This window comes from Paenibacillus sp. FSL R7-0163 (genome assembly GCF_037969975.1).
GTDB lineage: Bacteria > Bacillota > Bacilli > Paenibacillales > Paenibacillaceae > Paenibacillus_AQ > Paenibacillus_AQ odorifer.
Genome location: NZ_CP150224.1, coordinates 6,830,314 through 6,849,768, shown reverse-complemented (window position 1 = coordinate 6,849,768; position 19,455 = coordinate 6,830,314). Strand labels below are relative to the sequence as shown.

The 19,455-nt window shown below is 44.8% G+C and carries 34 protein-coding genes; all 34 read right to left on the bottom strand.

The annotated features are described in order from the left end of the window. Positions 1 to 102: 102 nt before the first annotated feature. Positions 103 to 885, bottom strand: a complete 783-nt coding sequence (gene truA, locus NST45_RS30060; RefSeq protein ID WP_036680587.1) for a tRNA pseudouridine(38-40) synthase TruA — start codon at positions 883 to 885, stop codon at positions 103 to 105. Positions 886 to 1,204: 319 nt separating this feature from the next. Then, positions 1,205 to 1,570, bottom strand: a complete 366-nt coding sequence (gene rplQ, locus NST45_RS30055; RefSeq protein ID WP_019908254.1) for a 50S ribosomal protein L17 — start codon at positions 1,568 to 1,570, stop codon at positions 1,205 to 1,207. A gap of 34 nt (positions 1,571 to 1,604) precedes the next feature. After that, positions 1,605 to 2,549 carry a DNA-directed RNA polymerase subunit alpha gene (locus NST45_RS30050; RefSeq protein ID WP_036680585.1) on the bottom strand — a complete coding sequence of 315 codons (945 nt, stop codon included), beginning with the start codon at positions 2,547 to 2,549 and terminating at the stop codon, positions 1,605 to 1,607. 130 nt (positions 2,550 to 2,679) lie between these two features. Next, entirely contained in the window at positions 2,680 to 3,075 is a 396-nt protein-coding gene (rpsK, locus tag NST45_RS30045; RefSeq protein WP_019908251.1) for a 30S ribosomal protein S11, read from the bottom strand. Between the two features lie 19 nt (positions 3,076 to 3,094). Next, a complete protein-coding gene (gene rpsM / locus NST45_RS30040; RefSeq protein WP_036680583.1) occupies positions 3,095 to 3,463 on the bottom strand; it encodes a 30S ribosomal protein S13 in 369 nt (122 codons plus the stop codon). A 19-nt stretch (positions 3,464 to 3,482) separates the two neighbouring features. Further along, complete coding sequence (rpmJ, locus tag NST45_RS30035) at positions 3,483 to 3,596, bottom strand: 50S ribosomal protein L36 (protein ID WP_003322638.1); 114 nt, start codon at positions 3,594 to 3,596, stop codon at positions 3,483 to 3,485. 53 nt (positions 3,597 to 3,649) lie between these two features. Then, positions 3,650 to 3,865, bottom strand: coding sequence for a translation initiation factor IF-1 (gene infA, locus NST45_RS30030; protein ID WP_036652996.1), 216 nt, complete (start codon positions 3,863 to 3,865; stop codon positions 3,650 to 3,652). 2 nt (positions 3,866 to 3,867) lie between these two features. After that, positions 3,868 to 4,176 (bottom strand): KOW domain-containing RNA-binding protein, encoded by a 309-nt coding sequence (locus NST45_RS30025; RefSeq protein ID WP_036680581.1) that lies wholly within the window; start codon positions 4,174 to 4,176, stop codon positions 3,868 to 3,870. 11 nt (positions 4,177 to 4,187) lie between these two features. Then, positions 4,188 to 4,940, bottom strand: coding sequence for a type I methionyl aminopeptidase (gene map / locus NST45_RS30020; RefSeq protein ID WP_038573450.1), 753 nt, complete (start codon positions 4,938 to 4,940; stop codon positions 4,188 to 4,190). Between the two features lie 4 nt (positions 4,941 to 4,944). Beyond that, entirely contained in the window at positions 4,945 to 5,589 is a 645-nt protein-coding gene (locus NST45_RS30015; protein ID WP_038573451.1) for an adenylate kinase, read from the bottom strand. Between the two features lie 96 nt (positions 5,590 to 5,685). Then, on the bottom strand, positions 5,686 to 6,984 hold the full coding sequence (secY, locus tag NST45_RS30010) for a preprotein translocase subunit SecY (RefSeq protein ID WP_036680571.1): 1,299 nt from the start codon (positions 6,982 to 6,984) through the stop codon (positions 5,686 to 5,688). Further along, positions 6,984 to 7,424 (bottom strand): 50S ribosomal protein L15, encoded by a 441-nt coding sequence (rplO, locus tag NST45_RS30005; RefSeq protein WP_036680569.1) that lies wholly within the window; start codon positions 7,422 to 7,424, stop codon positions 6,984 to 6,986. Before rplO ends, secY begins: the two co-directional genes overlap by 1 nt. Before the next feature lie 40 nt (positions 7,425 to 7,464). After that, the gene (gene rpmD, locus NST45_RS30000; RefSeq protein ID WP_036680567.1) at positions 7,465 to 7,650 is read right to left on the bottom strand and encodes a 50S ribosomal protein L30; all 186 of its coding nucleotides are present in this window, start codon (positions 7,648 to 7,650) and stop codon (positions 7,465 to 7,467) included. Between the two features lie 14 nt (positions 7,651 to 7,664). Continuing rightward, on the bottom strand, positions 7,665 to 8,162 hold the full coding sequence (gene rpsE / locus NST45_RS29995) for a 30S ribosomal protein S5 (protein ID WP_036652980.1): 498 nt from the start codon (positions 8,160 to 8,162) through the stop codon (positions 7,665 to 7,667). Between the two features lie 27 nt (positions 8,163 to 8,189). Continuing rightward, complete coding sequence (rplR, locus tag NST45_RS29990) at positions 8,190 to 8,558, bottom strand: 50S ribosomal protein L18 (RefSeq protein ID WP_036680564.1); 369 nt, start codon at positions 8,556 to 8,558, stop codon at positions 8,190 to 8,192. An 84-nt stretch (positions 8,559 to 8,642) separates the two neighbouring features. Beyond that, positions 8,643 to 9,185, bottom strand: coding sequence for a 50S ribosomal protein L6 (gene rplF / locus NST45_RS29985; protein WP_036680562.1), 543 nt, complete (start codon positions 9,183 to 9,185; stop codon positions 8,643 to 8,645). A 30-nt stretch (positions 9,186 to 9,215) separates the two neighbouring features. Then, positions 9,216 to 9,614 carry a 30S ribosomal protein S8 gene (gene rpsH, locus NST45_RS29980; RefSeq protein WP_036680560.1) on the bottom strand — a complete coding sequence of 133 codons (399 nt, stop codon included), beginning with the start codon at positions 9,612 to 9,614 and terminating at the stop codon, positions 9,216 to 9,218. A 32-nt stretch (positions 9,615 to 9,646) separates the two neighbouring features. Then, entirely contained in the window at positions 9,647 to 9,832 is a 186-nt protein-coding gene (locus tag NST45_RS29975; protein WP_013312154.1) for a type Z 30S ribosomal protein S14, read from the bottom strand. A 49-nt stretch (positions 9,833 to 9,881) separates the two neighbouring features. Next, positions 9,882 to 10,424 carry a 50S ribosomal protein L5 gene (gene rplE / locus NST45_RS29970; protein WP_036680558.1) on the bottom strand — a complete coding sequence of 181 codons (543 nt, stop codon included), beginning with the start codon at positions 10,422 to 10,424 and terminating at the stop codon, positions 9,882 to 9,884. 31 nt (positions 10,425 to 10,455) lie between these two features. Next, entirely contained in the window at positions 10,456 to 10,809 is a 354-nt protein-coding gene (gene rplX / locus NST45_RS29965) for a 50S ribosomal protein L24 (RefSeq protein WP_076099615.1), read from the bottom strand. A 48-nt stretch (positions 10,810 to 10,857) separates the two neighbouring features. Further along, positions 10,858 to 11,226 carry a 50S ribosomal protein L14 gene (rplN, locus tag NST45_RS29960; protein ID WP_036680556.1) on the bottom strand — a complete coding sequence of 123 codons (369 nt, stop codon included), beginning with the start codon at positions 11,224 to 11,226 and terminating at the stop codon, positions 10,858 to 10,860. 37 nt (positions 11,227 to 11,263) lie between these two features. Continuing rightward, positions 11,264 to 11,530 (bottom strand): 30S ribosomal protein S17, encoded by a 267-nt coding sequence (rpsQ, locus tag NST45_RS29955; protein ID WP_036680554.1) that lies wholly within the window; start codon positions 11,528 to 11,530, stop codon positions 11,264 to 11,266. 43 nt (positions 11,531 to 11,573) lie between these two features. Further along, a complete protein-coding gene (gene rpmC, locus NST45_RS29950) occupies positions 11,574 to 11,771 on the bottom strand; it encodes a 50S ribosomal protein L29 (protein ID WP_019908232.1) in 198 nt (65 codons plus the stop codon). Further along, complete coding sequence (rplP, locus tag NST45_RS29945) at positions 11,761 to 12,195, bottom strand: 50S ribosomal protein L16 (protein ID WP_036680552.1); 435 nt, start codon at positions 12,193 to 12,195, stop codon at positions 11,761 to 11,763. The genes rpmC and rplP overlap by 11 nt, the downstream gene beginning before the upstream one ends. A gap of 2 nt (positions 12,196 to 12,197) precedes the next feature. Next, positions 12,198 to 12,863 (bottom strand): 30S ribosomal protein S3, encoded by a 666-nt coding sequence (rpsC, locus tag NST45_RS29940; protein WP_038573452.1) that lies wholly within the window; start codon positions 12,861 to 12,863, stop codon positions 12,198 to 12,200. A 13-nt stretch (positions 12,864 to 12,876) separates the two neighbouring features. Beyond that, positions 12,877 to 13,209 carry a 50S ribosomal protein L22 gene (rplV, locus tag NST45_RS29935; RefSeq protein ID WP_036680546.1) on the bottom strand — a complete coding sequence of 111 codons (333 nt, stop codon included), beginning with the start codon at positions 13,207 to 13,209 and terminating at the stop codon, positions 12,877 to 12,879. Positions 13,210 to 13,242: 33 nt separating this feature from the next. Continuing rightward, entirely contained in the window at positions 13,243 to 13,521 is a 279-nt protein-coding gene (rpsS, locus tag NST45_RS29930; protein ID WP_036652940.1) for a 30S ribosomal protein S19, read from the bottom strand. Between the two features lie 76 nt (positions 13,522 to 13,597). Continuing rightward, complete coding sequence (gene rplB / locus NST45_RS29925) at positions 13,598 to 14,428, bottom strand: 50S ribosomal protein L2 (RefSeq protein WP_036680541.1); 831 nt, start codon at positions 14,426 to 14,428, stop codon at positions 13,598 to 13,600. 29 nt (positions 14,429 to 14,457) lie between these two features. Beyond that, complete coding sequence (gene rplW / locus NST45_RS29920; RefSeq protein WP_036680537.1) at positions 14,458 to 14,751, bottom strand: 50S ribosomal protein L23; 294 nt, start codon at positions 14,749 to 14,751, stop codon at positions 14,458 to 14,460. Next, a complete protein-coding gene (rplD, locus tag NST45_RS29915) occupies positions 14,751 to 15,374 on the bottom strand; it encodes a 50S ribosomal protein L4 (RefSeq protein WP_036680536.1) in 624 nt (207 codons plus the stop codon). Before rplD ends, rplW begins: the two co-directional genes overlap by 1 nt. Before the next feature lie 25 nt (positions 15,375 to 15,399). Beyond that, positions 15,400 to 16,023, bottom strand: coding sequence for a 50S ribosomal protein L3 (gene rplC, locus NST45_RS29910; RefSeq protein WP_036680532.1), 624 nt, complete (start codon positions 16,021 to 16,023; stop codon positions 15,400 to 15,402). 43 nt (positions 16,024 to 16,066) lie between these two features. Then, positions 16,067 to 16,375 (bottom strand): 30S ribosomal protein S10, encoded by a 309-nt coding sequence (rpsJ, locus tag NST45_RS29905; protein ID WP_017692074.1) that lies wholly within the window; start codon positions 16,373 to 16,375, stop codon positions 16,067 to 16,069. 225 nt (positions 16,376 to 16,600) lie between these two features. Then, on the bottom strand, positions 16,601 to 17,950 hold the full coding sequence (locus NST45_RS29900) for a globin-coupled sensor protein (protein WP_076099617.1): 1,350 nt from the start codon (positions 17,948 to 17,950) through the stop codon (positions 16,601 to 16,603). Between the two features lie 263 nt (positions 17,951 to 18,213). Next, the gene (gene tuf / locus NST45_RS29895; protein ID WP_036680523.1) at positions 18,214 to 19,404 is read right to left on the bottom strand and encodes an elongation factor Tu; all 1,191 of its coding nucleotides are present in this window, start codon (positions 19,402 to 19,404) and stop codon (positions 18,214 to 18,216) included. Between the last annotated feature and the right edge of the window lie 51 nt (positions 19,405 to 19,455).

The following is a 19,455-nucleotide window of genomic DNA, read 5'->3' as shown; positions in this document are numbered from 1 at the left end:
CCATCAAGAAAACACAACTTTTATATTACAGTATAAACATAACAAGTGCAAGTGATTTTTAAACATTTAGCCTATTAATTAGGAAGAAATTTATAGAAAAAACTATTCACTTTCAATCTCGTCATATTCAACACTCCACAAAGCTAACCCCATGGCCACAGCTGTTGGACCAGCATGTGATCGATCACATGCTGCCAATATTTCAGCAACCTTATCAGCAGGTATTTTACCTTCCCCCACATGGATCAAAGTCCCCATAATAATGCGAACCATGTGCTGAAGAAATCCACTACCCGTTATATAAGTATGGATAACTCCTTGATCTGATGAAGAGGGTCGGCACATACTGCGATCTACTTCCATATGAGCTTCAAAGATCGTTCGTACATGAGAAGTCTTCGTAGACCGTCGTGATGCAAACGAAGTGAAGTCATGTGTCCCTATAATTTGCGTTAAGCCTTGCTGCATCGCAGGAATGTCCAACTTCACTGGATGGTGAAGCTGCCAGCGCCGTTGAAACGGATCTGGAAACCTATTGCCATTAATCGTGTATCGGTAAGTTTTACGCTTAGCCCCTCTACGAGAGTGAAACGTTAGCGGAACTTCCCTAGCCTCTGTAACCACGATGTCTTGTGGCAGCCGGGCATTAAGCGCTAGACACCAACGTTCAGTTGGGATTCGAGAGGAGGTTGTAAAGTTAAAAGGCTGGCCATAGGCATGTACTCCGGCATCTGTGCGGCCTGAAGCAGTAATCTTAAGCTTCTCACCTGTCAGATGGAGTATGGCTTGCTCCAGCCGATCCTGAATCGTATTGCCCTGAGGCTGGGTCTGAAAGCCATCATAATTCGTTCCGTCATAATTGACCTTCATCAATAGATTACGCATTCCGTTCTCCTTTTTAAACCGGTCAGCAGAACGTCGATCGAAGCACTGTCTGATCTTCTATTTGAAGAAATGGCTTCGCCGTCCCTAGTAGGACGGCATCCATTTTTCATATATAGAACTAAAAGAGTCCTATAGGATCCTTAATTTCAAAAAAAAGAGCCCCTGCGGGAGCTCCTTCAATTGAACCAAGGTGATTCCCACGGTTATTAGTACAGCAGAGTCTTGCGCCTCTGCAGCACAATAACGCTGATATTTCCCCCATCTTTACTCCAAAGAGGGCTGGATGAAAGGGAAGCATCGGAAATCAATACTTGTGATACTACGCGCGGTCTACCAATTCAAGATAAACCATAGGCGCAGCGTCGCCACGACGAGGTCCTAGTTTAAGGATACGAGTGTATCCACCTGGACGCTCAGTGTAACGAGGAGCAATGTCAGAGAACAATTTTTGAATTGCATCTTGTTCACCATCAACAGTCTCGCGGCGAACAAATGCAGCTACTTGACGACGAGCATGAAGATCACCTTTTTTAGCTTTAGTGATCAGCTTTTCAGCGATAGAACGAACTTCTTTCGCTTTAGCTTCCGTTGTTTGGATGCGCTCGTATAAAAACAGATCCGTTACCATGTCGCGAAATAACGCTTTACGCGCACTGGAATCACGGCCCAATTTTTGGTATGCCATTGTGTTTTCCCTCCTTTACTAAAGCAATCTGCAGCTATTCTTCTGTGCGGAGACCCAAACCAAGTTCCTCAAGCTTTTCCTGAACTTCTTCCAAAGATTTACGACCAAGGTTACGCACCTTCATCATATCTTCTTCAGTCTTCGTGGTAAGCTCTTGTACGGTATTAATACCAGCACGTTTGAGGCAGTTGTAGGAACGAACAGAAAGATCAAGCTCTTCGATTGTCATCTCAAGTACTTTTTCTTTTTTGTCTTCTTCTTTTTCAACCATAATTTCGGCGTCTTTCGCTTCGTCCGTAAGACCTACGAACAGAACGAGGTGCTCGTTCAAAATTTTGGCTCCGAGGCTTACAGCCTCTTCCGGTCTGATACTTCCATCCGTCCAAATTTCAAGCGTCAATTTGTCGTAGTTAGTCACTTGACCAACACGTGTATTGTCTATGCCGTAGTTAACGCGTGAAATTGGAGTATAGATGGAGTCAACTGGAATAACACCAATTGGCTGATCGTCACGTTTGTTCCGGTCCGCTTGGACATAGCCGCGACCACGGCCTGCAAAAATACGCATATGAAGTCTCGCACCAGGTCCCAGCGTTGCAATGTGAAGATCCGGATTGAGGATCTCAACATCGCTGTCCGCACGGATATCACCTGCGGTAACGATGCCTTCCCCTTCAGCATCAATCTCGAACACTTTTTCCTCGTCTGAATGAATCTTCAGAGACAAGGCTTTAAGGTTCAGAATGATTTCCGTCACATCTTCCATTACGCCTGGAACGGTCGAGAACTCATGCAGAACGCCGTCAATTTGGACCGAAGTCACTGCGGCTCCTGGAAGCGAAGAAAGCAATATCCGGCGAAGCGAGTTCCCCAGAGTCGTGCCATACCCACGTTCCAGCGGTTCAACTACGAATTTCCCATAGGTACCTTCATCATTAGCTTCTACGGTCTCAATCTTCGGCTTTTCGATTTCTATCACGAGTTTACCCCTCCTTCAACGTCGCTCCTATATGAAACTGTCACCCCATCAGGTGCATCATGTAGTATGCCTAAACACCTATTATTAGCAGATGCGTCAGAATTATACCACATTCACAATACTGATTTCACTATACGCGACGACGCTTAGGCGGACGGCATCCATTGTGAGGAACCGGAGTTACGTCTTTAATAAGGTTAACTTCAAGCCCTGCAGCTTGAAGGGAACGGATGGCTGCTTCGCGGCCCGCGCCCGGTCCTTTAACCATAACCTCAACCGACTTCATGCCGTGCTCCATAGCTGCTTTAGCTGCTGATTCAGCTGCCATTTGCGCTGCGAATGGAGTGGACTTACGGGAACCTTTAAATCCTTGGCCGCCGGAGCTTGCCCAGGAAATTGCATTTCCGTGAGGATCCGTGATGGTAACGATGGTGTTGTTGAACGTGGAACGAATATGTGCCACGCCGGATTCGATATTTTTACGGTCGCGACGTTTGGTACGTACGACTTTTTTCGGTTTAGCCATTGTCTCTTATCCCCCCTTATTATTTCTTTTTGTTTGCTACCGTACGACGCGGGCCTTTCCGGGTACGGGCATTCGTTTTAGTACGTTGACCGCGAACAGGCAATCCACGACGGTGGCGAACACCGCGGTAACAGCCGATCTCAGTAAGACGTTTAATATTTAAGGAAATTTCACGACGCAGGTCACCTTCAACCTTAACCGTTTTGTCGATCGTTTCACGCAGTTTGCTGACTTCATCTTCCGTCAAATCACGGACACGTGTATTAGCGCTAATGCCTGTTTCATTAAGAATTTTCTGAGAAGTCGTTTTACCGATTCCGAAAATATAAGTCAAGGCGATCTCAACGCGTTTGTCACGTGGCAAATCCACTCCAGCTATACGAGCCATTTTACGCTACACCCCCTTCTTAACCTTGTTTTTGTTTGTGTTTCGGATTTTCGCAAATCACCATAACAGTCCCTTTGCGGCGGATTACTTTACATTTCTCGCAAATGGGCTTTACAGAAGGTCTTACCTTCATGTTAATTACCTCCTCAAAGTTTTGCGAAGCAAAACTTTTTTCGTAGTTCCCATCTATTTACGGTAAGTTATACGACCTTTTGATAAATCATAAGGCGATAACTGCACGACCACTTTGTCTCCGGTCAAAATACGGATAAAGTGCATCCGCAATTTACCGGATACATGGGCAAGTATTTGATGACCGTTCTCAAGCTCAACCTTAAACGTTGCGTTTGGCAACGGTTCAAGGACAGTACCTTCTACTTCAATGACATCTTCCTTAGCCACAGTTAGTCTCCTTTCTCATCAGCACTTATTCCGGTGGGTCCAGCATACTTCATGACTGCGAATCGCAGCTTTCCGTTTGTTACCCGCCCAGTTTCCTTCAAACTGTCCACAACCTCACTGCTGATGAAGGGTATGAGCTCAAGATGAAGAATATTCTTCTTCTTTGGCCCATCAAACTTACGTTTGTCTCCATCTGCAATGTATACAAATCTGCTATCAACAACTGCGATAACAACGGCTGCCTCTCCGGCATCTTTGCCTTTGAGAATTCTCACTAATTGACCAACCTGCGGGCTGCTCACAGTATTCAAGAGGAGATCACCTACGCATTCAGTTTTGTGAAAATTTCCATGCCGTCCGGAGTAACTGCTACTGTATGCTCGAAGTGAGCACATAGTGAGCCATCAACCGTAACGACAGTCCAGTTATCTTCCAGTGTTCTGACATGTCTCTTTCCTGCGTTTACCATCGGCTCAATCGCGAGCACCATACCCGGTTTCAGACGTGGTCCGCGGTCCGCTATGCCATAATTCGGAATTTGCGGTTCTTCATGCAGTTTTGCCCCAATACCATGACCAACATACTCACGTACGACTGAGAAACCAGCCTCTTCGATGTACTGCTGAATAGCATGGGAGATTGTAAACAAGCGCACATCCGGCTTAACTAACGCCAGTCCCGCGTACAAGGAGCCTTCCGTAACGTCCAGCAAACGCTGAGCCTCTTCGGAAATGCTGCCCACACCGTAGGTCCAGGCGGAATCACCGTGATAACCGCGGTACTCTGCACCGATATCCAGCGTAACAATATCGCCTTCGATCAGTTTACGTTTACCTGGAAATCCATGCACCAATTGTTCGTTGACTGAAGCGCAAATGCTGGCAGGAAAACCGTTGTAGCCTTTGAAAGACGGCACAGCATCTTGACTGCGAATGTATTGATCGGCGATTCTGTCGAGCTCGCCCGTTGTAATGCCAGGCTCAATGGCCTGAGCAATAAGACGGTGACTCTCGGCAACAATTCGACCAGCTTCCCTCATAAAGGCAAGTTCCTGTTCGGATTTACAAATGATCATTACATTAACCCCGCATTAAAGACACGATTTCAGAAGTAACGACATTAATTTCGTTTTCCCCGTTTACCTGACGCAAAAGACCTTTATTATCATAAAACGCAAGCAGCGGCGCTGTTTTATTATCATACTCATCCAGGCGCTTGCCTACACTTTCTTCGTTGTCATCCGGACGTTGATATAACTCACCGCCATCAATGTCGCAAATGCCATCTTGCTTCGGCGGGTTGAAGATTAAATGGTAGGATGCTCCGCAAACGCTGCAGATACGACGTCCAGTAAGACGCGCCATTAGCAATCCACGGTCAACATTCAAGTTGATGACATGATCCAAAGAAGTGTTCAAACGGCTAAGAATATCATCCAGCGCTTCCGCTTGCGAAAGAGTTCTTGGAAAACCATCCAATAGAAATCCTTTTTCGCAATCGGACTGCTGCAACCGTTCTTCGACTATCCCAATGGTCACATCATCTGGTACAAGCAAACCTTGATCTATAAATGATTTGGCCTTCAATCCTACCGGAGTTTCCTGTTTGATTGCCAAACGGAAAGCATCTCCTGTCGAAATATGAGGAATACCAAATTCTTTAACGATTTCTGCCGCTTGTGTTCCCTTGCCTGCCCCAGGAGGGCCCATGAATAAAATGTTCACGATTTCTCTCTCCCCCCAAAAGTTCGCCACCAAGCAAGAAACAGCATAATAGGTGCCGGGAAGAATAAAAACTTAAGCTTCACCGGAACCTATCACCTATTTATTGATGAAGCCTTTGTAATGGCGTTTGATCAAATGGCTCTCGATCTGCTTCATAGTATCCAATGCCACGCCGATTACGATAAGCAGCGCAGTGCCACCAATTCGAACTTCTTTGGGCAATCCAGATATAGCACCGAAGAACATCGGTAGTACAGAGATCAAAGCTAGGAACAACGCGCCTGACATAGTCAAACGAGACATTACTCTAGTCAGATATTTCTCTGTAGCTTTACCAGGACGGATACCTGGGATGTAACCACCATTCTTCTTCATGTTATCAGCCATCTGCTGAGGATTCATCTGTACGAACGTATAGAAGAACGTAAACCCGATGATCATCACTACATACAGAAGCATACCAAGCGGAGCATCGGTTGCCAAATATTTGGTAATCCATTGTGCCCAGGCATGTGTTGACCAGAAACTGGAGAGAACAACTGGGAACTGAAGCAATGATACGGCGAAGATTACCGGAATTACACCTGCCGCATTAATTTTCAGCGGAATATGTGTATTCTGTCCACCGTACATTTTGTTGCCAACTACGCGTTTAGCATATTGAACAGGAATCTTCCGAATACCTTGCTGCACGAAGATAACTGCTGTAATAATCGCTACAATCACAATCAGCACAATAACGACTTTAAGAATATTCAGGAACACCTGATCCGGCTGAATAAAGCTTGAGTTAGCCGTACTTGTGATATATCCCGGGATACCGGCGACGATTCCCGCAAAAATCAGGATCGAAATCCCGTTCCCGATTCCCTTTTCGGTAATCTGTTCACCAAGCCACATCAAGAAAGAAGTACCTGCCGTCAAGATAATGGCAACCAGCAAGTAATCAGCAAATGTCGCATTCGGCATCATTTGAGTATTGTATATCCGGTTAAACCCTATCGACGTAGCAAAACCTTGGATCAGGGCTAATATCACTGTACCGTAACGAGTGATTTGCGCCAATTGTTTTTTTCCGTGCTCCCCTTGTTTAGCCCATTCAGCAAACTTAGGAACAACATCCATCGACAGCAATTGCACGATGATGGATGCTGTAATGTACGGATAAATACTGATCGCAAATATCGAGAAGTTTTTGAGCGCTCCGCCCGAGAAGGTGTTCAAGAGTCCCATCAAAGCGTCACCGCTCTGATTTGCTGTTGCCAGTACATCTTTGTTTACACCAGGAACCGGAACAAACGAACCGATACGGTAGATAAACAGAATGAACAAGGTAAACAGGATCTTTTTGCGCAAATCTTCAACATGCCAGATATTCTTAAGCGTCTTGAACATTAGATCACCTCGGTTTTACCGCCGGCAGCCTCGATTTTCTCTACCGCAGATTGAGAGAACTTATTTGCTTGTACAGTCAATTTTACGGTCAACTCACCGTTGCCGAGAATCTTGATGCCGCTTTTGGAATTCTTGACAACACCAGTTTCAAGCAACAACTGCGGAGTCACTTCAGTTCCTTCTGCAAAGCTATTCAGATCTTCCAGGTTCACAATCGCATACTCTTTACGGGTAGGATTGACGAAACCACGTTTAGGCAGACGACGATAGAGCGGATTTTGTCCACCCTCGAAGCCCGGACGAACACCACCGCCAGAACGTGAGTTTTGACCTTTGTGACCGCGACCGGAAGTTTTACCATTTCCGCTACTAGGACCACGACCAACGCGATTGCGTTCTTTGCGGGAACCAGGAGCTGGAGCAAGTTCATGTAACTTCATCGTTTGCACCTCCTTATGTTTGTTAATTTATGCGAGGCGATTAGCCTTCAATTTCAGTTACAGATAGCAAGTGACTCACTTTATTGATCATTCCGCGAATTGCAGGACTGTCATTGTGAACCACTGTCGTGTTGAGTTTACGCAGGCCGAGCGTCTTAACAGTAACACGTTGTGTTTCTGGACGTCCGATTACACTACGTACGAGGGTAATTTGCAATTTTGCCATTGACGTTCCCCTCCTTAACCGCGCAATTCTTCGACAGATTTGCCGCGAAGTTTCGCGACCTCTTCAATGCGTTTCAGACGGGAAAGTCCCTCCAAAGTTGCATTGACCATGTTCATGGAATTCGAAGAACCCAGTGATTTTGTCAAAATGTCGCCAACGCCTGCCAATTCCAATACCGCACGAACTGGACCGCCAGCGATAACGCCAGTACCCTCTGATGCTGGTTTCAGCAACACGCGTCCTGCGCCGAAGTGTCCAGTAACGAGATGGGGAATCGAAGTTCCTACGATTGGGATGTGAATCAGGTTTTTCTTGGCGTCTTCAATGCCTTTACGGATGGCATCCGGAACTTCGCCGGCTTTACCGATACCAGCACCGACGTAGCCGTTGCCGTCGCCCACAACAACAAGTGCACTAAAGCTGAAACGGCGTCCGCCTTTTACAACTTTTGCAACACGGTTAATGTGTACAACTCTTTCTGTCAGTTCTAAACTGTTCGGATCTACACGCAAGTCGTTAACCTCCTTTTAAGAATTATTCTAGAATTCAAGACCAGCTTCACGAGCTGCATCAGCCAATGCTTGAATCCGTCCATGGTACAAGTAACCTCCGCGGTCGAATACGACCACTGCATATCCTTTTTCTTTGGCACGCTCAGCGACCAATTGGCCAACTTTCGCTGCAGCTTCAACGCTGCCGCCATTACCGATGTTAGCGCTCAGATCTTTATCAAGTGTAGAAGCGGATACGATAGTAACCCCTTTAACATCATCGATCAGTTGAGCGTAGATGTGTTTCGAAGAACGGAATACGTTCAAACGTGGACGCTCAGTAGTTCCCTGGATCTTCTTACGAACACGCAGGTGTCTTTTGAGACGAGCCTTGTTTTTATCTTCTTTTGTAATCATGACTTCCCTTTCACTCCCTTCAGTTTGCCGTAAACAGCTTCACTTTAAGATGCACGGGGTATCTTACAATTAAGTTTAAACTGGTTATTTCTTCTTACCAGCTTTACCTTCTTTGCGGATGATACGCTCGCCTTCATATTTGATACCTTTACCTTTATACGGTTCTGGTTCACGAACGGAACGGATTTTAGCAGCGTATGCGCCAACGCGTTCTTTATCGATACCTTTAACGATGATCTTCGTGTTCGCAGGAACTTCGAACTCGATACCAGCTTCCGGTGTAATTTCAACCGGGTGGGAATAACCAACGTTCAGAACGATTTTATCTCCGGATTTGCTTGCACGATATCCGACCCCAACCAGTTCCAGAGATTTCGAGAAACCTTCAGTCACACCTGCTACCATGTTGTTGACAACGGAGCGGGTTGTGCCGTGAAGTGAACGATGCAATTTGTTATCCGACGGGCGAACAACGGTAATTTCGTTATTTTCAACTGTAACCTTCATGTCTTTATGAAGCTCACGAGTCAAAGAACCTTTTGGACCTTTTACTGTAATAACGGCGTTGTCCAAAGTGACATCTACACCGCTAGGTACTGCGATTGGTTTGCGACCAATACGAGACATGTGTTGCACCTCCTTATCTTGTGACGTTTATTACCAAATGTAGCAGACAACTTCTCCGCCAGATTTTGATTGACGAGCTTCTTTGTCGGTCATAACTCCCTTAGATGTGGAGATAATCGCGATTCCTAGACCACCGAGTACACGAGGCACTTCATTGCTCTTCGTGTATACGCGAAGGCCTGGTTTACTGATTCTTTTCAAACCAGAAATAACACGCTCTTGGTTAGGGCCGTATTTCAAGAAGATACGGATAATCCCTTGTTTGCTATCTTCAACGAATTCCGCATCGCGGATGAAACCTTCACGCTTCAAAATGTCAGCGATTTGTTTCTTCATAGTAGAAGCAGGCATTTCTACCGTCTCGTGACGCACAATGTTAGCGTTACGAATACGAGTAAGCATATCTGCAATAGGATCAGACATAGTCATGTGTGTAAACCTCCTTCCCGTTTATAAACTTCTTACCAACTTGCTTTTTTCACGCCAGGGATCTGGCCTTTATAAGCTAATTCACGGAAACAAATTCTGCAAATTTTGAACTTTTGCAGTACCGAATGTGGACGACCACAACGTTCGCAACGTGTATATGCACGTACTTTAAACTTAGGCGTACGTTGTTGTTTAACTTTCATCGAAGTTTTTGCCACTTAGCCTGACACCTCCTAAACATTTTCGGAGAAAATGGATTAACCGACTTTATTTTGCGAAAGGCATTCCCAGCTGACCCAGCAGCTCGCGGGATTCCTCGTCCGTCTTAGCAGTCGTTACAATAACGATGTCCATACCGCGGACTTTATCCACTTTGTCATATTCGATCTCGGGGAAGATCAATTGTTCTTTAAGACCAAGTGTGTAGTTACCACGGCCATCAAAGGCTTTAGTGGAAACACCACGGAAGTCACGTACACGTGGAAGTGTTACGTTGAACAATTTGTCCAAGAAGTAATACATACGCTCTCCGCGCAGTGTTACTTTAACCCCAATCGGCATATTTTCGCGTAGTTTGAAACCAGCGATGGATTTTTTAGCTTTAGTGATTACTGGTTTTTGACCAGCGATCAACTGCATGTCATTAACTGCAGCATCAAGTACTTTGGAGTTTTGAACAGCGTCACCCACACCCATGTTGATGACAACCTTCTCGATCTTAGGCACTTGCATAACAGTTGTATAGTTAAACTTCTGCATCAAAGCAGGTGTAATTTCGTTAAGAAAACGTTCTTTCATTCTTGCTGCCATGAAGATTTAACCTCCTTTCTTAAGGGCTAGATTAGTCGATAATCTCTCCGGATCTTTTAGCAATCCGAACTTTTTTACCATTGTCCAAAACTTTGTAACCGATACGGGTTACTTTGCCGGTCTTCGGATCGATGTGCATTACGTTGGACACATGAATCGAAGCTTCCTGCTCAATAATTCCACCCTGTGGATTCAGCTGGTTCGGCTTTTGGTGTTTTTTCACCATATTGACGCCTTCTACCAGAACGCGGTTTTCACGAGGATAAGCAGCGATGACACGGCCTTTTTTGCCTTTGTCTTTACCACTAATCACAAGCACCACGTCATCTTTCTTCACGTGCAGTTTATTGTTATGGGATTCCAGAACTTTTTTCACTCTAGGCATTTATTACACCTCCTATAACTAACCTTCAACTTATTGGTGCCGTGTTTATTAGATAACTTCCGGTGCCAAGGAAACGATCTTCATGTAGTCTTTATCGCGAAGTTCGCGAGCAACTGGTCCAAAGATACGTGTTCCACGAGGGCTTCTGTCGTCTTTAACAACAACAGCTGCGTTTTCGTCGAATGCGATGTAAGATCCATCTTTACGACGAACGGAACGTTTCGTACGAACAACTACCGCTCTAACAACATCACCTTTTTTGACAACGCCGCCTGGTGTTGCTTGTTTAACGGAACAAACGATCAAATCACCGATTGCTGCTGTACGGCGTCCAGTACCACCCAGTACGCGGATACACATCAGTTCCTTCGCACCAGAGTTGTCAGCCACATGCAAACGTGTAAATGGTTGAATCATTATAATTTCCTCCTTCCGGAAAAACTCTCTTGATATCTTAGATGATAACCGCTGCTTCTACCACTTCAACTAGTCTCCAACGTTTGTCCTTAGACAACGGACGAGTTTCCATGAGTTTTACGGTATCGCCAATCTTTGCAACATTTCCCTCATCATGTGCTTTGAATTTCTTCGTAGACTTGATGCGTTTGTGGTACAAATTGTGTTTTTTATAGGTTTCAACAGCAACTACGATGGTTTTATCCATTTTATCACTGACCACTTTACCGATTAGCACTTTACGTGCATTACGTTCTTCACTCATTAGTTAGCCTCCTTCCTGAATACGGATCTGCGATCCGTCTCACTTAACTAATCCCAAGCACTCTTTGATGGATCACGGTTTTAGCACGAGCTATTTCCTTACGCACGTCACGAATCCGAGTTGGGTTGTCCAATTGGCCAGTTGCCAATTGAAAACGGAGATTAAAAAGTTCCTCTTTGAATCCAGCGATCTTTTGTTCAATCTCAGCAGTGGTTAAGTTGCGAAGTTCATTAGCTTTCATTTGCTTCACCACCCAATTCTTCACGTTTCACAAACTTAGTCTTTACAGGCAGCTTGTGAGCGGCAAGACGCATCGCTTCACGAGCGATTTCTTCCGACACGCCTCCGAGTTCGAACATAATCTTGCCCGGTTTAACTACGGCTACCCATTTCTCAACGTTACCTTTACCACTACCCATACGAACCTCGAGAGGCTTTTGAGTAATAGGTTTATCTGGGAAAATCTTGATCCAAACTTGACCGCCACGTTTGATATAACGTGTCATCGCGATACGAGCAGCTTCGATCTGACGGTTAGTGATCCAAGACGGTTCAAGTGCAACCAGGCCGAATTCGCCGAAGTTCAATTCAGTACCGCCTTTTGCCATACCCTTCATGTGTCCGCGTTGTTGCTTGCGGTGTTTTACGCGTTTTGGTACCAACATGATTAGTTGCCTCCTTCCTGAGCAGCTTGTTTCTTAGCTGGGGGAAGAACTTCTCCACGGTAGATCCATACTTTTACGCCAATAAGACCGTAAGTTGTATGTGCTTCAGCCGTTCCGTAATCGATATCGGCACGAAGCGTATGAAGTGGAACTGTTCCTTCGCTATAACCTTCTGAACGAGCAATCTCAGCTCCGCCAAGACGTCCGCCCACTTGAGTTTTAATCCCTTTTGCGCCAGAACGCATAGTTCTTTGAATCGCTTGTTTGAGGGCACGACGGAACGATACACGACGTTCCAATTGTTGAGCAATGCTCTCAGCTACAAGAATTGCATCCAATTCAGGGTGCTTGATTTCATTGATGTTGATGTGTACTTTTTTGCCACCAGCGATTGCTGTAACTGCGCTGCGAAGTACTTCTACTTCTGCTCCGCCTTTACCAATAACCATACCTGGTTTAGCTGTATGAATTGTAACGTTCACGCGGCTAGCCGCTCTTTCGATCTCGATATGGGAAACAGCGGAATCCTTCAATTTGCCTTTAAGGTATTCCCGGATTTTGACGTCTTCCATCAGAAGAGTACCGAAATCTTTTCCTGCATACCATTTAGATTCCCAATCGCGAATAATACCGATTCGGAGTCCGATTGGATTTACCTTTTGACCCACGTGTTATCCCTCCTTATTTCTCAGATACCACCAGTGTAATGTGGCTCGTGCGTTTATTGATCCGACTTGCGCGGCCCATGGCGCGCGGACGGAAACGTTTCATAGTAGGTCCTTGGTTAACGAAAACCTCGCTAACGAACAAACTGTTCACGTCCAAAGAATAGTTATGCTCAGCATTCGCAATTGCCGAATTAAGCAACTTTTCAACGACCGGAGAAGCGGATTTCGGAGTGTGGCGAAGAATAGCAATTGCTTCCCCCACTTGCTTACCACGAATCAAGTCAACAACCAGTTTCGCTTTACGAGCGGAAATTCGCACCGATCTTGCATGTGCTTTTGCTTCCATTGTTTAACCTCCTTTCAAACAGAGACCTTATTATTATCTTCTTGTTTTCTTATCGTCACCCGCGTGGCCTTTGTAAGTACGTGTTGGCGCGAACTCGCCCAACTTGTGACCTACCATATCTTCTGTTACGTATACAGGCACGTGTTTACGGCCGTCATATACACCAAACGTATGTCCGATAAACTGAGGGAAAATGGTTGAGCGACGGGACCAAGTTTTAACTACAACCTTTTTTTCAGCCTCGTTCAGTTCCTCAACTTTTTTAAGCAGGTAGCCATCGATAAACGGCCCCTTCTTTAAACTGCGACCCATGTGTGAATCCTCCCTTCATCCGGTTCTTCAAACCGCGAATCGACGCTTCGCGCTTTATTAACTTGCCAGAAGCGTCTTATTTAGTGCGGCGGCGAACGATATATTTATCAGATGCCTTGTTTTTCTTACGCGTTTTGTAACCAAGGGTTGGTTTGCCCCATGGAGACATTGGCGATTTACGTCCGATTGGAGCGCGACCTTCACCACCACCGTGTGGGTGATCGTTAGGGTTCATTACTACCCCGCGAACTTCAGGACGACGGCCGAGCCAGCGACTACGTCCAGCTTTACCGATTTTGATCAATTCGTGATCTTCGTTACCTACGGAACCGATAGTTGCACGGCATACGCTAAGGATCTTACGAACCTCACCGGATGACAAACGAACGGAACAGTATTTTTCTTCTTTACCAAGCAATTGAGCTTCTGTACCAGCTGCACGAACCAATTGTCCGCCTTTACCTGGTTTCAACTCAATGTTGTGGATAACTGTACCTACTGGAATGTTTTCCAGTGGAAGACTGTTACCAATTTTGATGTCGGCCGCAGGACCGGACTCTACTTTATCCCCAACTCTTAGACCTTTAGGAGCGATGATATAACGTTTCTCTCCATCAGCATAGTGGATCAAAGCAATATTAGATGTGCGGTTCGGGTCATACTCGATTGTAGCAACGCTACCTGGTATGCCGTCTTTAGTCCGCTTGAAGTCGATAATACGGTATTTACGTTTATGTCCGCCGCCATGGTGACGAACCGTAATTTTACCTTGGTTGTTGCGTCCCGCATGTTTGAACAGCGGAGAAAGCAACGATTTCTCTGGCTGGTTTGTTGTAATTTCTTCAAACGTAGACACGGACATAGCGCGTCTTGCCGGAGAGGTCGGTTTGTACTTTTTGATTGGCACTGTAGTTCCCTCCTTACTTCAACAGAGTATTATTCTACCGCTTCAAAAAATTCAAGCGGTTTGCTGTCCGGGCTAAGCTTAACGATGGCTTTTTTCCACTCTGGAGTGTAACCAGAATATTTACCATAACGTTTCAGTTTGCCAGGTACGCGCATTGTGTTCACATTTGTTACTTTTACTTTGAAAATAGCCTCGACAGCTTTTTTGATTTCGGTTTTGTTAGCACGGATATCCACTTCAAAAGCGTATTTCATTTCGCTCATGTAGTCGGAAGTACGTTCCGTAATCACCGGACGTTTGATAATATCACGAGGATCTTTCATTACGCGAACACCTCCTCTACCTTCAGAACTGCTTCTTTAGTGATGATCAGTTTGTCGTACGTCAGTACGTCAAGAACATTAATGCCGTCAGCCGCTACGAATTTCACCCCAGGGATGTTACGAGCGGAAAGTGCTACGTTATCATCATAGCTAGTAGCTACGATCAACGCTTTACGATCTACTTTCAGATTGTTCAAGATTGCTGCGAATTCTTTCGTTTTCGGAGCATTCATTGTCAAGCTATCCAATACGATAATGTCATTCTCGAGTACTTTCGAGGACAAAGCGGATTTGATCGCCAAACGACGAACCTTCTTAGGCAGTTTCCAGGAATAGCTACGTGGTGTTGGTCCGAAGACAACGCCGCCGCCTTTCCATTGTGGAGAACGAATGGAGCCTTGACGAGCGCGACCTGTACCTTTTTGTTTCCAAGGTTTACGTCCACCGCCACGAACTTCAGAACGTCCTTTTACTTTGTGTGTACCACGACGTAGGGAAGCTCTTTGCATAAGCGCAGCTTCATGTAGAACGTGCTCATTCGGTTCAATACCGAATACTGTATCGCTCAGTTCCACTTCACCAACTTCGTTGCCACTAATATTAAAAAGTGTTACTTTTGGCATTTCATGTTCCTCCTTTCTTCAATAATTATTTCTTAACGGTTTGTTTAACTTTCACGAAGCTGTTTTTAGGACCTGGGATAGCGCCTTTAACCAGCAATACGTTACGTTCAACATCAACCTTGATAATTTCAAGCTTTTGAACCGTAATAGTCGTGTGACCCATATGTCCTGGAAGGCGTTTGCCCTTAGGAACACGGTTAGCTTGGATAGAACCCATGGAACCCGGTCTTCTGTGGTAACGCGATCCGTGTGCCATTGGTCCGCGGCTTTGTCCCCAACGTTTGATGTTACCTTGGAAACCTTTACCTTTAGATGTACCAGTTACGTCAACAAATTCGCCCTCAGCAAAGATATCAGCCTTCAGTTCTTGTCCAACCTCGAGAGACCCGAGATCAACACCGCGAATTTCACGAACGTAGCGCTTAGGTGTTGCATTTGCCTTTTTGGCGTGACCCTGTTCAGGCTTATTGGAGCGTTTTTCTTTTTTATCAGAAAAGCCCAATTGCACTGCTTCATATCCGTCGATATTCAGGTCTTTCTTTTGCAGTACTACACAAGGTCCTGCTTCGATAACAGTAACAGGAATTACGTTACCTTCTGGAGTAAACACTTGAGTCATACCGAGTTTTTTTCCTAAGATACCTTTCAATGTTGACACCTCTTTTCTTTTCCTAAGTTACTTAAAAATAAAATTACAATTTGATTTCGATATCTACACCGGACGGTAGATCCAAGCGCATCAAGGCATCCACAGTTTGTGGTGTTGGGTTCACAATATCGATCAAACGTTTGTGAGTCCGTTGTTCAAACTGTTCACGGGAATCCTTGTACTTGTGTACCGCACGGAGAATAGTAATGATTTGCTTCTCAGTTGGTAACGGAATCGGCCCGGACACACCTGCACCCGAACGTTTTGCTGTTTCAACAATCTTCTCAGCGGATTGATCAAGAATTCTGTGGTCGTATGCTTTCAAGCGAATACGAATTTTTTGCTTTGCCATTTTAGTCCCTCCTTCTATCGCCCAATTTGGTATCGGACATACTCCGTGAAAATTTTCTGACCTCGTCCCCATGGCAAAGGGGCCGGGTGTGTCAGTAACCTCTCACATCATCGCAACGTCTCAGAACAACATTTATTATTATATATAATAGGCAGCAGTATTGCAAGCGAAAATAGAAAAACAACGCATATTTTTTTCATGCGCTGTTCTTCTACTATATATATGTTAAAGATTCTCTGTCGCAGACTTAAAAATCTCTGCGGAGGAAGCAGTCTGAGCCGTTGCAGTTCCGATCCCCTCAATGGTTTGGATTAAGGTTCTTATTTCTTCTTCCACTATTACAATCTCCTGTGTACTGCTACGCATAGCATCTACAATATCAGAGAACATAAGACTAGTCTCGACCGATTGGTGTTTCCCATTCTTAGTTAAGTCCTGCACCTTACGAATCTCTTCTACAACCTGCTGAGTGAGGAGTCCTGATTTATTTGTTAGCTCTACGATCTGAATCACAGTATTCTTAGTATCCTCCGCAAGCCGGCTAACTTCTTGAGCAACCACACTAAACCCTCTACCATGCTCACCAGCTCTTGCGGCTTCAATCGTTGCATTAAGTGAGAGGATTTTAGTCTGATCAGCAATTTCCCTTACTGAGTTCACAATTTTTTGAATTTGTTTAGAGGAATCGCTTAACTCAATGATCGAGTCTTCCATCTCACTGGTGGTCTGATATATGAGATTAATTTGCTCAGTCAAATCGTCCAAGTGTTCATGCCCATCTGCAGCTAATCCCTGTGACTCCAGAGCGGATGAAGCCGTACGTTGGAATGTTCTACTTACTTCATTGCTGCTTGCCACTAGCTGCTTCACAGCAGCATTAGTATCGATGCTATAATCTATCAGTTCAACGCTAAACTCTGAAATTTTTTGTTTCAATTCATTTTTCACTAATAAATATTGCTCCTCCTTCTCTCTTATATTCTCCTTCTCATATTCTTCTAGCACCAATTGCTGCTCGAGATTAAGCAGTTTAGTCACCGTCTGAACCACTCGAAGGCGTATATTGTCATCGTTTGTTTCATTATATATAACGCGTATAAATACGTTCTGAAGATTCTGAAAAGCAGATAAGTACCATTTAGGCTCAAGTCCTACTCTTTTATGAATATTAGCGATCATTAGACGCTTTGCTATGTACTCATCGTCAACCTTTCCATTAAAAATCTCTAGGATATGACCACGCAGAGTAGTTTTTAACCTATCTATACTGCTATGTTCCAAAATAATAGCTTCGAGTTTATTTACACCTAATACAGAATTGTAAAATTGATCAATGATATAGTCTATATTCTGCTCAACAACAGGTTTCACCCTGCGTAGTAAGTTCAGATCTGCTTCAGTCAGATCAATCATCCTCATCTGCTCGTTAAGTTCGCCATGTCCTTCCAGTTTATGAAAAGACTCCGCAACAGCATGATTCTGATCCTTGAAGTCTAAGGAACGAGAGGCAGGAGAATCCACATTATTATTACGTGCAGTTAACGCATGCATGAAGGAAAAAGGACATTTCCCCATATTAACACCCTCCCACAACTCCTATTATTTTACATTATTATACCTCCTTCATTTTACTCTAAGATTAGTATAATTGTAAACAATCGATTGTTGTAATTTGACGAATTATGTAGAAAAAGATCATATTGTTATGCTTTATTATCAATTGGTGTCGAATAATAAATCTTTCTCAAAAAAAAAATAAAAAAAAGCCCCTGATTCTCCGCAAGAAGAATCAGGGGTGTTTGTAATTCGGAATCTACCCGCAGATAGAAGTCGAATTATTATTTTTGGATAGAAGCTACGCTACCAGCACCAACTGTACGGCCACCTTCGCGAATGGAGAATTTAGTACCTTCTTCAATAGCGATTGGGGAGATCAGTTGTACGGTTACGGAGATGTTATCACCAGGCATAACCATTTCAGTACCTTCTGGCAAGTTGATGATACCAGTTACGTCAGTTGTACGGAAGTAGAACTGTGGACGGTATCCAGTGAAGAAAGGCTTGTGACGGCCACCTTCTTCTTTTGTCAGAACGTAAATTTGAGCAGTGAACTCAGTGTGTGGTTTAACGGAGTTCGGCTTAGCCAATACTTGGCCACGCTCGATCATGTTACGGTCAACACCACGAAGCAATGCTCCGATGTTGTCCCCAGCTTGAGCGGAATCCAGCAATTTACGGAACATTTCTACGCCCGTAACTACGGATTTCTTAGTATCTTCATGAATACCAACGATTTCGATTTCTTCTCCGACTTTAACTGTTCCGCGTTCTACGCGACCAGTTGCCACAGTACCGCGGCCAGTGATGGAGAATACGTCTTCGACAGGCATCAAGAAAGGCTTGTCAGTTTGACGCTCAGGAAGTGGAATGTACTCATCGATTGTTTCAAACATTTCGATGATTTTTTTAGCGTAATCGCCATCTGGGTTTTGCAGAGCTTCACGAGCAGAACCACGGATGATTGGAGTATCGTCGCCTGGGAAGTCATACTCGCTAAGCAAGTCGCGAACTTCCATTTCAACCAATTCCAACAACTCTTCGTCTTCAACCATGTCGCATTTGTTCAAGAAGACAACGATGTAAGGAACGCCTACTTGACGGGACAACAGGATGTGCTCGCGAGTTTGTGGCATTGGGCCATCAGCTGCGGATACAACCAGGATAGCTCCGTCCATTTGCGCTGCGCCAGTGATCATGTTTTTAACATAGTCGGCGTGACCAGGGCAGTCTACGTGAGCGTAGTGACGGTTAGGAGTTTCATATTCAACGTGGGAAGTGGAGATTGTGATACCACGTTCGCGCTCTTCAGGAGCTTTGTCGATTTGATCGAATGCGATAGCTGCGCCACCGTAAGTTTTGGACAATACAGTAGTGATTGCAGCAGTCAGAGTCGTTTTACCATGGTCGACGTGACCAATAGTACCGATGTTAACGTGCGGTTTGTTACGTTCAAACTTTGCCTTTGCCATTTGAACAGTTCCTCCTTAATGTGGGGTTCCTTATATTTGAGCCGCCCGCAT